The 13,685-nt window shown below is 52.3% G+C and carries 11 protein-coding genes; 4 read left to right on the top strand and 7 right to left on the bottom strand.

Features of this window, described 5'->3' with window-relative positions; genetic code table 11:
- The first annotated feature begins 37 nt into the window (after positions 1-37).
- A complete protein-coding gene (locus ACXAF9_RS15735) occupies positions 38-1,342 on the top strand; it encodes an aminoacyl-tRNA deacylase and HDOD domain-containing protein (protein WP_475075666.1) in 1,305 nt (434 codons plus the stop codon).
- 73 nt (positions 1,343-1,415) lie between these two features.
- Here ACXAF9_RS15735 and ACXAF9_RS15730 read toward each other — a convergent pair whose 3' ends face one another.
- Positions 1,416-3,350 (bottom strand): ATP-binding cassette domain-containing protein, encoded by a 1,935-nt coding sequence (locus ACXAF9_RS15730; RefSeq protein WP_475075664.1) that lies wholly within the window; start codon positions 3,348-3,350, stop codon positions 1,416-1,418.
- 23 nt (positions 3,351-3,373) lie between these two features.
- On the opposite strand from ACXAF9_RS15730, the gene ACXAF9_RS15725 reads away from it, so the two are divergent.
- Together ACXAF9_RS15725 and ACXAF9_RS15720 are read left to right on the top strand one after the other, a co-directional pair.
- On the top strand, positions 3,374-3,859 hold the full coding sequence (locus ACXAF9_RS15725) for a TIGR02444 family protein (RefSeq protein WP_475075662.1): 486 nt from the start codon (positions 3,374-3,376) through the stop codon (positions 3,857-3,859).
- A gap of 60 nt (positions 3,860-3,919) precedes the next feature.
- Positions 3,920-4,618, top strand: coding sequence for an FKBP-type peptidyl-prolyl cis-trans isomerase (locus ACXAF9_RS15720; protein WP_475075660.1), 699 nt, complete (start codon positions 3,920-3,922; stop codon positions 4,616-4,618).
- 128 nt (positions 4,619-4,746) lie between these two features.
- Here the strand turns inward: ACXAF9_RS15720 and ACXAF9_RS15715 are convergent, their stop codons facing one another.
- The 3 genes from ACXAF9_RS15715 to rsd all read right to left on the bottom strand — a co-directional run bounded on the left by ACXAF9_RS15715 (position 4,747) and on the right by rsd (position 7,483).
- Positions 4,747-5,850 carry a HAMP domain-containing protein gene (locus ACXAF9_RS15715; RefSeq protein WP_475075657.1) on the bottom strand — a complete coding sequence of 368 codons (1,104 nt, stop codon included), beginning with the start codon at positions 5,848-5,850 and terminating at the stop codon, positions 4,747-4,749.
- A gap of 122 nt (positions 5,851-5,972) precedes the next feature.
- Positions 5,973-6,953, bottom strand: coding sequence for a WD40 repeat domain-containing protein (locus tag ACXAF9_RS15710; protein ID WP_475075653.1), 981 nt, complete (start codon positions 6,951-6,953; stop codon positions 5,973-5,975).
- A 53-nt stretch (positions 6,954-7,006) separates the two neighbouring features.
- Complete coding sequence (gene rsd / locus ACXAF9_RS15705; RefSeq protein WP_475075651.1) at positions 7,007-7,483, bottom strand: sigma D regulator; 477 nt, start codon at positions 7,481-7,483, stop codon at positions 7,007-7,009.
- A gap of 151 nt (positions 7,484-7,634) precedes the next feature.
- On the opposite strand from rsd, the gene ACXAF9_RS15700 reads away from it, so the two are divergent.
- Positions 7,635-8,045, top strand: a complete 411-nt coding sequence (locus ACXAF9_RS15700) for a flagellar basal body-associated FliL family protein (RefSeq protein ID WP_475075649.1) — start codon at positions 7,635-7,637, stop codon at positions 8,043-8,045.
- Between the two features lie 88 nt (positions 8,046-8,133).
- Here ACXAF9_RS15700 and gshA read toward each other — a convergent pair whose 3' ends face one another.
- The 3 genes from gshA to pyk form a co-directional block, all read right to left on the bottom strand.
- Complete coding sequence (gene gshA, locus ACXAF9_RS15695; RefSeq protein WP_475075647.1) at positions 8,134-9,699, bottom strand: glutamate--cysteine ligase; 1,566 nt, start codon at positions 9,697-9,699, stop codon at positions 8,134-8,136.
- Positions 9,700-9,826: 127 nt separating this feature from the next.
- Positions 9,827-12,091, bottom strand: a complete 2,265-nt coding sequence (locus ACXAF9_RS15690; protein ID WP_475075645.1) for a Tex family protein — start codon at positions 12,089-12,091, stop codon at positions 9,827-9,829.
- A gap of 102 nt (positions 12,092-12,193) precedes the next feature.
- On the bottom strand, positions 12,194-13,630 hold the full coding sequence (gene pyk / locus ACXAF9_RS15685) for a pyruvate kinase (RefSeq protein ID WP_475075642.1): 1,437 nt from the start codon (positions 13,628-13,630) through the stop codon (positions 12,194-12,196).
- Positions 13,631-13,685: the final 55 nt, after the last annotated feature.

Below are 13,685 nucleotides of genomic sequence, written 5' to 3'. Positions count from 1 at the left end.
ATGCTTACCTGTACTGACAGGATCAGCCGGAGGAAAGGTGTTGGCTATCGGAGTAAAGTCATTTGTCGAAAGCGGCAATCAACAATGCCGATTGGTGCTATTGCACGACAGCGATGGCAAGATGTTGGCCTTGTTACCTGCCAATAAACTGCTGAATTTGGTCAGCCTTTGGCGTGAAGCCGAGCGCAACCTGCAACCGACACGCAGCGACGATGCAATTCGTTTCTTTGGGCAAAAGCAGCTGCTAAGCCCGGAAGGTCAGCAAAAGTTATTAGGCTTACCCATCATCATTGATAAATCCCTTACGGATTTTGATCAGCTTAATGTGGTTGAACCCTTTAGTCAGTTGAGCTTTAAAGCGGATAAATCCTGGCTTAAGCACGCCAAAGTCTTAAACATTGGTGTCACGCTGGATGAGATCGAGCGGGTACAACCTAAGGGCAACGATGAGGCTGTGATTACACATGCGGTCGAGCGTTTTACCGCCCTTCGCATCCGTCAGCGCCTTGAAGATACCTTAGGTCTGCCAAGCTTGGCTCCGACCACGCAAAAGATCATCGAGCTTCGCAGTGACCCAGCTGCGGGTGTGGATCAGCTGGTGCCTGTGGTGAAAATTGACCCCTCTTTATCGGCGCAGGTCATGAGCTGGTCGGTATCCCCCTATTATGCCGCCCCAGGCAGTATCCAATCCATTGAAGATGCGATCATCCGAGTATTGGGCTTTGATCTGGTGGTGAACTTGGCGCTGGGTATCGCGATGGGTAAAACGCTGGATGTGCCAAAAGACACCCCGCGTAACCAAACGCCTTACTGGAAACAAGCGGTCTATACGGCAACCTTGGCTGAGCGTTTGGCGAAGCGGATGCCGAATGAGATCCGTCCAAAGCCCGGTTTGGTCTACCTTGCGGGTCTTTTGCATAACTTTGGTTACATTGTGTTGGGGCATCTGTTCCCGCCGCATTTCTCTTTGTTATCACGTTACATCGAAGCAAACCCGCATCTGCCTCTGGATACGATTGAGAAACACATTCTGCACGTGACCCGCGAGCAAGTGGGTGCTTGGTTGATGGAGTGCTGGTCGTTGCCAGAGGAGGTCAGCAAAGCGGTGCGTTACCAGAATGACCCGCTGAACGAAGATGCTGATCTGTTCGCGAAGCTGTTGTTCTTAGCCAATCGCACATTGCGCGAAAACGGCTGGGCGGATGGCCCCATCGAAGCCATCAATCAAGAGGTGATGGATGCTTGTCAGCTAACACCTACGATTCTGGCTGAAGAAGTCCAGCGCTTACAAGAGAACAACGAAGAGCTGCAAGAGCTTACGCAAACGCTCTCAAGCCAATAAGCGAGTTCGACAGTGCACAAAAAAACGCCGCACGAGTGATGCGGCGTTTTTGTATCCAGTCGAAAGTGAGTTGTTATTCGGCGGTCAGCGAGGCTTCTAAGCTTTCAAGCGACTCTGAAAGCTCCATCCACTCCATTTCGACCTCCTCAAGCTGACTTTTCTTTTCAGCTTGCTCGGCCAAACGGGCTTTCAGTGTGTCTTTGTTGCTGGCCTCGTAAAGGCTGCTGTCGCCAAGGGCGGTTTCAATCTCAGACAGTTCGCTTTGCAAACGCTCCATCTGCGTATCGAGCTTAGTGATCTGTTTCTTTAATGGACTTAGCTGTTTGCGGATCTCGGCCTCACGCTGTTTCTGCGCTTTACGATCACTCGCTGAGGTCTGTTTTGGGGCGTCGCTGCTCTGTTCGCGGGTCTGATCCGAGTCTTGAGAGACGCTGGCACGGCGTTGCTCGCCCAGCCAGCGATGATAATCCTCAAGGTCGCCATCAAACGGGGTTACTTTGCCATCATTGACCAGAAGAAACTCATCGACCGTATTTCGCACCAAGTGGCGATCGTGCGAGACCAAAATAACGGCCCCTTCAAACGCCTGCATCGCCATGGTCAGTGCATGGCGCACTTCCAAGTCCAAGTGGTTGGTTGGCTCATCGAGCAGCAACAGGTTGGGTTTTTGCCAAGCGATCAAGGCCAGCGCAACACGGGCTTTTTCACCGCCAGAAAAACGTCCGACAGGATCAAGCGCATCATCACCCATAAAACCAAAGCTGCCTAAGTAATTGCGGATCTCTTGATCGGTCGCTTTGGGCGCGATGCGCTGAATGTGCAGCGCTGGTGAAGCGTCCATATCGAGGGCTTCGAGCTGATGCTGCGCAAAGTAACCAATGCGAAGGTGTTCGCCACCAAAGCGCTCTCCGTTTTGTGGCGCAAGATCATTCACCAGTGTTTTGATCAGCGTGGATTTACCGGCGCCATTCGGGCCCAGTAAGCCGATACGTGAACCCGGTGTCAGCGTTAGGTTTACGCCAGCAAGAATGGTTTTATCCGCATAGCCACAGTCGGCGTTGCGCAGCATCAATAATGGGTTTGATACTTTATCGCTGGTGGCAAAGGTGAAGGTAAACGGGCTCTCGATGTGAGCTGCGCTGATCATCTCCATGCGCTCAAGCTCTTTGACACGGCTTTGCGCTTGTTTGGCCTTGGATGCCTTGGCTTTAAAGCGTCGAACAAACTGCTCGATCTCAGCGATGCGCTGCTGTTGCTTCTCGTACTGTACTTGCTGCTGGGCAAGGCGTTCGGCACGGGCACGCTCAAAGGCGCTGTAGTTGCCTTTGTAGAGCGTGAGCTTTTGCTGATACATGTGCGTCACATGCGAGACGACCTGATCTAGAAAATCACGGTCGTGGGAGATCAGCAGTAACATGCCAGGGTATTGGCGCAGCCATTCCTCTAACCAGAGGGTCGCGTCCAAATCCAAGTGGTTGGTTGGCTCATCGAGCAGCAAGATGTCGGATCGGCACATCAAAGCTTGCGCAAGGTTAAGGCGAATACGCCACCCGCCGGATAAGCTTTTGACGCTGCGCTCAAAGTCGCCATTGGCAAAGCCAAGCCCTACCAAGAGTTGTTCGGCACGGGCTTTGGTGCTGTAACCTTGGATGTCATCTAACTCAGCATGCAGCTCGCCCAAGAGTTCTGGGCGGTCGTTGGTTTCGGCATCGGCAATTTTTGCCTGAATTTCGCGCAAAGCGCGGTCGCCATCCAAAACATAATCTATAATGGTACGGTCGGTCGCCGTCACTTCCTGAGCCATATGTGCTATGGTCAGGTTGGGCTGGATCTCTAAATGTCCGGCATCGGCCTCCAGCTGGCCAAGAAGGAGTTTAAAAAGACTGGATTTACCAACGCCATTTGCCCCGATTATGCCGATTTTCCAACCGGGATACAGGGTTAAGTCGGCGTCTTCCAGCAAGACCTGAGCGCCACGGTGTAAGCTGAGTTGAGATATCTGAATCATAGGCGCGAAAGTGTATCACAGCTATGCAGTTACAGAATCCTCTTTGGAACTTTGCGCTGGCCGTTTATGCAAAGCCAGAAGTGGAAAACGCCTGCCTTTCATTGCAGAGCGAGTATGGATGCTCTATCAATAAGATTTTACTCTCCCTGTGGCTGACTTCTGAGAAGAAAGCCTTCCTGAGCGATCAGCTTGATCAATCAGACAGTGCCGTATGGCACGATCAAATTACCCAACCGATTCGTGCATTACGTCACCGGGTGCGCAGCGACCTGAAAGGGGTGGCTGACGAGGTGTACAACGCGATCCGCAAGGCGGAGCTCGAATCCGAGCGCGTTGAGATCGCCTATCTGCATCAGCAATCCAAAGATTGGCCGGAGGAGACGCGCTCTTTGCAGGAAGCGCTTTTGTCCAATTTACAAAAAGTGATTCCCAATCAAGCACTCGATGTGAAGCTAATATCGCTGTTCGGTTCTGCGCTTGCGGATCACAGCGAGGTTGGCAAGGGTTGAACTTTCCGGTTTAATCACGCACTAAGCTGTAACGAAGTACTCATTCAAGGAAAATTGGTGATGAAGAAAACTCTGCTGGCCATGGCGGTCGCAACCTCGTTCGCGGTAATGCCGTTCGCCCATGCCGCTGATCTGGATACCGAAGAACAGAAAGTGAGCTACAGTCTGGGTGTGATCTTGGGCCAAAAACTGCACCAAGACATGCAAGAGATGGATTTGGATGCGTTCCAAGCCGGTCTTAAGTCCGTGTACGACGGTGAAGAACCTGCGCTGACTCAAGAAGAGATCGGCAAGACCATGCAGGCGTACCAGACCAAGAAAATGGACGAACAACGCAAAGCGATGGAAGAACTGGCCGAGGCAAACAAAAAAGCCGGCGAAGAGTTCATGGCTGAAAATGCGAAAAAAGATAACGTAACCACCACCGAAAGCGGTCTTCAGTACGAAGAAGTGGTTGCAGGTACAGGTGCTCAGCCGACGGCCGAAGACACCGTTAAAGTCCACTACCGTGGCACTTTGATTGATGGAACCGAATTTGACAGCTCTTACTCACGTAATGAGCCGGTATCCTTCCCGCTGAACGGTGTTATCCCTGGCTGGACCGAAGGTCTTCAGCTGATGAAAGAAGGTGGTAAAGCGAAGCTGGTTATCCCATCTGACTTGGCGTATGGCCCAGGCGGTATGGGTAACGCCATCGGCCCTAACTCAACGCTGGTCTTTGAAGTTGAGTTGCTGGAAGTGAATCCTAAAGATCAATAAGCCACGTTGGCATTGATTGAAAAAGCCACCTTAGGGTGGTTTTTTTGTGCCTGTCGTTTCCCCTGTAGGGTCTAAAAGGCACTAAAAAACCCGCACAAGGCGGGTTTTAGTAGTCGTTAATCGGTCGATTAACTGTCGGTGTTCTTCTTCGCTAGGCGTTTTAGCATGATCTTCAAGCTAACACCCATCCGCTCGATGGAGCGAGCCAGAGTACCGATCTCATCACCACGAGAGGACTCATCCAGTTTATCGTGGAACTGACCTTTGGAGATGTCTTCAGCAACCGTTGTTAGATGCGCAATCGGCTGAGTGATCGCACGGGCAATTAAGAAGGCCGCCAAGATGCTGATAATCAGGGTTACGGCAATCAGGATGTACGCCTCAAGCTCGGCTTTTTGGATCGCTGCATACGCATCGTCGTAATCTTGGACGATGATAATGCGCCAGCCTTGGTCCAGAGTTACCATGTAACCGACTTTCTTCACACCGTTTTCATCAAAGGTCACTGCTTTATCCAGTGAACCGTTGGTCACCATAGGGTGGCTTGAGAAGTCCTGAAGTTGCTCGGACAACATAGCCGGTTGGCCGTGTGCGATAACCTTGTTAGCATCATCCAACAGAATCGCGTAGCCGGTGCGACCAAAACGGATATTGGCGACCGCATCGGACATATCGGCCAGTGTCATCCCCATGCATAGAGCGCCAGGCTCGGATTTAGGGGCAATGGCATGACACAGAATAAACGCAGGCTTACCCAGTGTGCGGCTCAGCAAAACTTGCTGGCCAATCTCGTTGCCCGCTTTGATCTGCTGGAAGTAAACACGGTCGCCACGAAAGTGTTGCTTTGCGCCGCTGGCATCCAGAATGGGGTTATTGTCACTGCGTGCGGTTTTATATCCATCCGAACCGATCGCATACACTAGATAAGTCCACTCGTAGGTTTCCAAAATGCTGTTCAGCACTGGACGTTGCTGGGTTTCTTCCAGAGATTGTACCTCAGGAGTAAGCGCATTTTGCTTTAGCAAGCGCACACTCATGTCGGTCCAACCATTTACTTTGGCCGCCAGTACATCACTGGTGGTTTTTAAATCTTGAGAGACTTTCTTCTCCAGCTCGCTTTGGAATTGAAAGAGCGTTTGATAAAGCAAACCTGCAAGCGGTACGAGGATAACCAGCAAGATCGCCATCGAGATTTTGGGGAATAAAGTCAAACCTGTCGTGTTTGTTTTCACGTGATTAAGCCTTTTTTATCGTTATATCGGTGGTTTGCGTTAGGCCATTTAAGCAGAAAGACGCCAAATGGCAACACCCGATTATAGAGATTTGAAGGGTAAGGTACTACTTAAGTTTAAGTTTAGCGCAATACGCTGAGGATGCCATTGGAACCTATCGCCATAAATTGGCCCTGCCGGAATGCAACATCCAATACGCTGGTGCTGGTGGGGCCGTACGCCTCTTTTTTGGGTAAGCGCCAGCTCTTCGTTAACGTGCCGGTGCGGGCATTCCAGAGCTGCACGAGGCCTGATGCGGTGCCGGTTAGCAATCGGTTACCGTCGGCGGAAAAGCGCGCCGAAATATAACTGACCCGTTTTGGAAAGAGCCCCTCTTGGCTTGAAAGTGTGGTGATGACCTTACCGGAGCTTGTATCCCAGATGATGGCGCGGTCGAGCGAGCTTGCGGTAAAGGCAAGATTGCCATTAGGGCTCAGTGCAACGGTGTCGATGATGTTCTCAAATTGATGACTGTGCAGGGCTTCGCCGGTAACCACACTCCAGAGGGTGGCGGTGTAATCATCACTGCCGGTCAGGGCTAAGCTGTCATCATCCGAGAGCGCCAACGTGCGAACACGGCCTTGTGTATTAAATGTGCGCTTAACACCACCGTTCACAATGTCGAAAAATACGGCGGTATGGTTGGATAGCCCCAGTACAGCGAATTGCCCTTGGGAGGAGAGCGCGACATCCATCACCTCGCCAGGTGCACCCCAAAACCACTCGGGTTGACCCGTGTCGGTGTGCCAAAGAACCAGATCTTGCTGCGTGGCGGTGACGGCCATTTTGCCATCGGGTGAGAAATCGGCGGCGCGGATTAAGGAGCGCTCGCCCGCTTTGTGATTCCAATCATAAAGGCGAGCGTTCTTGAGATTGTCCCAAAGGCTGCCGCCCTCCTCCTGTGCGCCCACCACCGCAAACTGACCGTCGTCCGATAACGCGGCGCTGTCGGCGTTGAGTGTTGTGTAGGTTTGGGATTTCACAGGGCTTTCGGCGGTATCGCAACCGGCGAGCCAAGGGAGGGACAAACTGAGGGTAAAAAGAGCTACCGTGCGCAATCTCATGCTTCTATCAACCTTTACCGCTGGGCGGTTTCGGAAGAAGCCTGAGGGTGTGCTCAGGCCTCTTCGGTCATCACTTGGTCTCGGTGAGCGGTGTGTAAGATCTCAATCAGTTGATCTTCCAGCGAGAAGCGCTCTTCGAGGTTCTCTCCAAGTTTAGACAATTGAAACGAAAATTCACGGATCTCCTGAACGGTCGGGGAGCTAAAGCTGCCGTAATCGTCATTAAAGTCCAATGCCGCGTCTGTCGTTGGCTGAATCAACGGGAACAGGGTTTGTGCTTTTTCCAAACCGCCATCGTTGAACTCACTGCCTTCGCGCAGAAGCTGCTCGTATACTTCAAAGTGACCAGAAGAGAGATAATCCATCATCAAAGCGCAGAAGTTGCCGACTTTTTCTTCGAGCACTTTCACTTCGGTGTTGGGTAACGTCATAAACAGACTGATCAGTTTCTGGCGGTGTTCCAACCAGCCATCGATCAGATCGCTCACCCCACCCCAACGTTCCTTGGCGTTATTGCATTTTTCCAACATATCGGATTCCTGTACTAAGTGATCCCCCATACTACTGCCAAGCCTGTTTTAAGTGCAATAGACCTACAGTGGAGAACCGGGCAGCCGAAACTATACTGAGAAGATCAGTGATGTTTAAGACTGATACGTACAAAAATGAAGGAGTGGATCAATGAAACGTCTTTTGGGTGGCCTGATGTGCCTAATGATGCTGTTTGTAACGCCCGTTTGGGCCGAAGGTGAAGAGGAAGGCGCACCGGTAGAGGATTACGTAGGCTATGTGGAGCTGAAGCCCTTCATCGTCAATTTTGGCGGCCCGGGTAAAACGCGTTTCCTAAAATGTGAGATCAGTATCTCGGTCGGCTCTGAAGCGACGCAGTTTGCGGTCAATCAACACATGGCTCAGATCCGAAACGATCTGGTGTTTTTGCTGAGCGCCCAAAGCGAGGAAAACGTAAGCTCGGTCAAAGCGCAGACGGAGCTGGCACAATCGGGGCTTAAATTGGTGCAGAACATCCTCGTTGAAGAGGTTGGTGAAGCCATGGTCAATGATCTGTTCTTCACAAGCTTTGTTGTGCAGTAAAGCACCGCGCTCTTAATTGCATAAAAAAGCCGCCATCCAGTATTTTTGGAGGCGGCTTTTTTTAATCAGCGATCTTCGCTCTCTCGTCTTACGAGGCCATGTATTGGGCTAGGAATGCATCAAAATCCATCGTGTCGGCCGCTTCAATCTCGGCCTGTTTAGCCAAAGACGCCGTTTTTGCGGTATCGAACGCATCTTGGCGTGCCGGCTCAAGCGCCTCTTTCATAAAATAGTCGCGATGTTCCTGGCTTTTCTTAAGCAACCAATCGGTGTGCTCAAGCCCGCTCTCTTTAAGCGAGGCCAGTACTTGAGCCGATGGGGTCAGGTCTGGGTTGTCGACTTTAGCGCGCTGTAAGTTCACGCTGCGCTGATAATTATCACCGCCGTGAATCTGATCCAGCATCTTGGCGGTTTCAGCAAAAAGATCCATACGCTCGTAAGCCAGCGCATCCAAGCGTTGTTCGCCATCCAGAGTTTCCAGCGTAAGCTTAGGCTCTCGTCCGCGTGTGACCACTCGCTGCAAATTAGCGCTTAACATATCGCACTCCAGCAAGCTGATCTCTTTATCTTCGATCAACAAGCAGGTGACCAAAAACGTATCGAGAAAACGCGCTTGATCATCATCCATACCGGCAGGCAGCATCGGGTTGATGTCGGTGTTACGGACTTCGATGTACTCCACACCGCGCTCTTGGAGAGCATGGATCGGTTTTTCGCCGGATTTCGTAACGCGTTTCGGTCGAATGTCGCTGTAGTACTCGTTCTCGATCTGCAAAATATTGGTGTTGAGCTGGCGGTACTCGCCATCCACTTTCACCCCCATCGCTTCGTATTTTGGATACGGCGTGCGAATCGCACCACTGAGCGACTGGATGTAGGTGTGCAGATGGTTAAAACAGATGTTGAGCGAGGATTGCGCCTTGTTGGAGTAACCCAAGTCGCTCATGCGAAGCGAGGTCGCATAAGGCAGATATAAGGTGTGATCGCTTAGGCGCTCCAGTTGATGATCTTTGTTTTGCATAAAGCTGTCACTGAGTGCAGGCGAGGCACCAAATAAGTACAGCAGCATCCACGAGAAACGACGGAAGTTTCGGATCAACTTAAAGTAGGAGAACGATCGAAAAGTTTGTAAGGACTCACTACGGCCCTGTTGCTTTTGCAGTTCGGCCAAAAAAGCATCGGGTAACGAAAAGTTATAATGGATGCCAGCAATGGTCTGCATGATCTTGCCGTAACGGTGCTCCAGCCCCACACGGTATACGTGCTTCATGCGGCCAATGTTGGAGTCTCCGTATTCGGCGATTGGGATCTCATCGGCCGAATCAATGGTGCACGGCATACTGCCCGCCCATATCAGCTCGTCGGAGAGGTGTTGATAACCGTAGCGGTGCAGATCCGCCAAAAACTGGATCGCCTCAGCTGGGTCACTGAACACCGGTGTAATGAATTCCAATAAAGCTTCGGAATAGTCGGTGGTGATGTGATCGTTCGTCAGCGCAGACCCTAACCCTTTGGGATGTGGTTGCTGGCTCAGGTGGCCATTTGGCAACACACGTAGCCCCTCCTTCTCGATGCCGTGTTGCATCTGTTTAAGGTGCTCGGCGGCGCCAGAAGCGGTCAGTTGGTCCAGTTGTTGTTTCAATACGCTGATCAAAGCTGATTCCTGCGGTTAAGGCGTTTAAAAACAGGGTGTCCGTTAGGCCGGACGCGGCGCTACTGTGCCACATTTTGTCCGGAGTGTCCCGACCAATACGGAAGCACACCGGAAACGGATCGTTGTGCTATTTAATCTTAAATCCCGCCGATCGCAAACTGTCGGCCAATGAGGCACCTTGAGGCGCGGGCTTTTTAGGGCGCTCCGGTTTGGCGGCACGGTTCGTCGGGCGTGGGGCATCGCTTGCGCCCTGCTTCATTGATAAGGCGATCCGCTTGCGTGCTTCGTCCACTTCCGTGACGGTCACTTTGACGATATCGCCGGTGCTGACCACTGCGTGCGGGTCTTTGACAAACTGATCGCTTAATTGGGAGATGTGCACAAGTCCATCTTGATGCACCCCAATATCCACAAACGCGCCAAAGTTCGTGACGTTGGTGACGACCCCTTCAAGCTTCATACCGACTTGCAGATCCTTGAGGGTTTCAACGCCCTCTTCAAATTGGGCGGTTTTAAACTCAGGGCGCGGGTCGCGACCGGGTTTTTCAAGTTCCGTTAACACATCGCGGACCGTGTATTCACCAAAGCCCTCTTGAATAAAGGCACCTGGGGTTAAACGACCGAGGGCATCGCTGTTGGCGATCAGCTGGTTGGACTTAAGCCCAAGACTCTTGGCCATCTGCTCGACCAAGGCATACGCCTCTGGGTGAACGGCCGAGTTATCAAGCGGCTGCTTTCCCCCGCGAATACGCAAAAAGCCAGCGCACTGCTCAAACGCTTTAGCCCCTAAACGCGGTACTTTTAAAAGCTGCTTGCGCTCGTTAAAAACGCCGTTTTCATCGCGAAACGCCACAATGTTTTGAGCGGTGGTTTTGTTAAGACCGGCAATTTGGGTTAATAACTCGGTCGAGGCGGTGTTGAGATCCACACCGACGTGGTTTACGCAATCCTCAACCACGGCGTTCAGTGTCTCGCCAAGGGCTTTTTGATCCACATCGTGTTGATACTGCCCCACGCCGATTGCTTTGGGCTCGATTTTTACCAACTCGGCCAACGGGTCTTGCAAGCGACGAGCAATGGAGACCGCGCCGCGAAAGGTTACATCCAAATCGGGAAATTCCAGCGCCGCAAGTTCTGATGCCGAATACACCGACGCTCCCGCTTCGCTGACCACGATGGATTGGCAATTCAGCTCAGGGTGCTGTTTCAGCATCGCTTTAACGAGTTGCTCCGTCTCGCGGGAGGCGGTGCCATTACCGATGCTGATTAGGCTCACGTTAAACTGCTTTGCCCACTTGGCCAGTTGATGGATGGATTGATCCCATTGGTTACGCGGTGCGTGCGGGAACAACGTATCGTGCTGCAGCAGCTTACCGGTGGTATCAACAATCGCCGCTTTCACGCCGGTACGAAGGCCCGGGTCTAAGCCAAGCGTTACTTTTTGCCCGGCCGGAGCGGCCAATAGAAGATCTTTCAGATTTAAACCAAACACCCGAATCGCTTCGGCATCAGCGGCTTCTTTGACGTTTTTAAGAAGGTCGGATTCGATCTGTTTTTGGATCTTACCCTGCCATGCGTGCTGAGCGCTCTCTTGCAAAAAGCGAGCGGCTGGGGAGTGTCCGCTAGGCAGACCAAACTGCTTTTGGATCTGACGGATCGCATCCGCACCCTCATCCAGTGGCTGAATCGTGCACTTAAGCTCGCCAGCCTTGATGCCACGAAAGACGGCCAACGCACGGTGTGATGGCATTTTGCCCACAGGTTCGTTGTGCTCATAGTAATCACGAAACTTGCTGTGCTCTTGCGCCTTGCCGCGTAAAACCGAGACTTGGATCTGGCCTTCACGCCATAGATTGCTCCGCAGTTGCTCCAACAAAGGCGCGGATTCAGAAAAGCGTTCAATCAAGATCTGCTCGGCCCCGGCCAAAGCATCGGCCGCGCTGTTGATGTCTGCGTCTTTGTTGAGGTAATTAGCCGCAAGGGGATTGGGCTCGCCTTGTGCTTTTAGAAGGGCATCGGCCAAAGGCTCAAGACCGGCTTCGCGCGCGACTTGGGCTTTGGTACGACGTTTTGACTTGTAAGGTAGGTACAGGTCTTCTAACCCGACCTTGGTGTCGGCGTTTTGAATCTGCTGCTTTAAGGACTCAGTGAGTTTGCCTTGTTGCTCGATGCTGGAGAGGATCGCGTGTTTGCGGCTATCCAGCTCTTTGAGGTATTCGGCGCGTTGGGCAAGGGTTCGAAGTTGGGTGTCATCCAGTGCGCCAGTTACCTCTTTACGGTAACGGGCAATGAACGGGATGGTGGCTCCTTCGTCGATCAGTTTGAGCGTGGCTTCAACTTGTTGCGGGCGGATCGCTAACTCACGAGCCAGAGTGTGCGCCAAAGCGGTCATTCACAAATCCTTACTTAATAGACAGCTTGATAATGGCCTAATGATGCCAAAAATGAAAAAGGCGGTATATAAACCGCCTTTCGAATGTCGATGCTGACTGCGTTATGCGACTTGCAGTACCTGCATGGAGTTGGTACCGCCGTGCTCACCGATGTTGGCGCCACGGGTCAGGATGACCAGATCCCCCGCTTCCAAAAGCCCTTTGGCTTTTAAGCCTGCTAGGACTTCGTCGTTCAGCTTGGTTTCTTCGACTTGGGTCGCATCAAAGTGCATGGCGGATACACCGCGGTACAAGGCCGTACGACGCATGGTCAGCTCGTGACGGGTTAACGCATAGATCGGCAGTCCCGAGCGGATACGTGACATCCAGCGTGGCGTGGAGCCGGATTCGGTCAAACAGATGATCGCTTTGATGCCCACCAGATGGTTCGCGGTGTACATCGCCGAGCGTGCGATCGTTTCATCGATGCGATCGCCACGTTTGGTGATGCTGGTCACCGAAGGTGTGGTGGATTGATGCTCTTCTGCGCCTTGGCAGATTTTGGTCATCGCTTTAACCACTTCGACCGGGAAGTCACCTGCCGCGGTTTCGGCCGACAGCATTACGGCATCGGTACCATCCAGGATCGCATTGGCTACGTCAAACACCTCTGCACGGGTTGGCATCGCACTTTTGATCATGGTTTCCATCATCTGAGTCGCGGTGATGACCGGACGGTTCAGCTCACGCGCACGCATGATGATCTTTTTCTGCACGCCGATCAGCTGCGCATCACCAATCTCTACACCCAAGTCACCACGCGCAACCATAACGCCATCGGACGCCAGAATCAGCGAGTCCAACGCTTCGTCGGTGGCTACGGTTTCGGCCCGTTCGATTTTAGCGATGATCTCGGCACGGCTACCGGCGTCTTTTAACAGAGCGCGCGCTTCGTCCAAGTCTGCTGCAGAACGCGGGAAGGACACAGCCACGTAATCCATGTCGATATCCGCTGCAACCAAGATGTCGCGCTTATCTTTCTCGGTCAACGCGGCGGCTGATAAACCACCGCCTTGCTTGTTGATCCCTTTGTTGTTGGACAAAGGACCAGCCAAGATCGCTTCGGTGATCACGCGTGTGCCATCCACTTCCAGTACTTTTAATTGCATGCGGCCATCGTCCAGCAACAGGATGTCGCCTGGTGCACAGTCGTTTGGCAGATCTTTATAGTCGAGGCCCACTTGGTGTTGATCGCCCGCGAGGGTGTCCAGCGAGCTGTCCAGTACAAAACGATCACCAACGTTTAAGTGGATCTTTTCCTCTTTGAATTTTGCAATGCGGATTTTTGGGCCTTGCAGGTCCCCTAAAATCGCTACCACTTTACCCAATTTGCGAGCAACATCACGTACCGCTTCAGCGCGGCCGCGGTGATCATCGGCGCTGCCGTGGGAAAAATTCAGGCGCACAACGTTAACGCCTTCGCGGATCAGGGCTTCTAAAACGCCCGGTTTATCAGTGGCAGGGCCTAAGGTGGCGACGATTTTGGTTCTCTTTAACATGACGGCTCTCAGTTCCTTAATCAAACTCGACGGCCGCAGGCTTTATGCTGAGCGG

The organism is Neptunomonas sp. ABH4_499, from assembly GCF_056160565.1.
This window is presented reverse-complemented; position numbering and strand designations above follow the sequence as displayed.

What these genes read in the sequence shown, in the direction of transcription:
- ACXAF9_RS15730 (WP_475075664.1), bottom strand. Translation starts at nt 3,350, where the DNA reads ATGATTCAGATATCTCAACTCAGCTTACACCGTGGCGCTCAGGTCTTG.
- rsd (WP_475075651.1), bottom strand. Translation starts at nt 7,483, where the DNA reads ATGTTGGAAAAATGCAATAACGCCAAGGAACGTTGGGGTGGGGTGAGC.
- ACXAF9_RS15710 (WP_475075653.1), bottom strand. Translation starts at nt 6,953, where the DNA reads ATGAGATTGCGCACGGTAGCTCTTTTTACCCTCAGTTTGTCCCTCCCT.
- ACXAF9_RS15720 (WP_475075660.1), top strand. Translation starts at nt 3,920, where the DNA reads ATGAAGAAAACTCTGCTGGCCATGGCGGTCGCAACCTCGTTCGCGGTA.
- ACXAF9_RS15725 (WP_475075662.1), top strand. Translation starts at nt 3,374, where the DNA reads ATGCAGTTACAGAATCCTCTTTGGAACTTTGCGCTGGCCGTTTATGCA.
- ACXAF9_RS15700 (WP_475075649.1), top strand. Translation starts at nt 7,635, where the DNA reads ATGAAACGTCTTTTGGGTGGCCTGATGTGCCTAATGATGCTGTTTGTA.
- pyk (WP_475075642.1), bottom strand. Translation starts at nt 13,630, where the DNA reads ATGTTAAAGAGAACCAAAATCGTCGCCACCTTAGGCCCTGCCACTGAT.
- ACXAF9_RS15690 (WP_475075645.1), bottom strand. Translation starts at nt 12,091, where the DNA reads ATGACCGCTTTGGCGCACACTCTGGCTCGTGAGTTAGCGATCCGCCCG.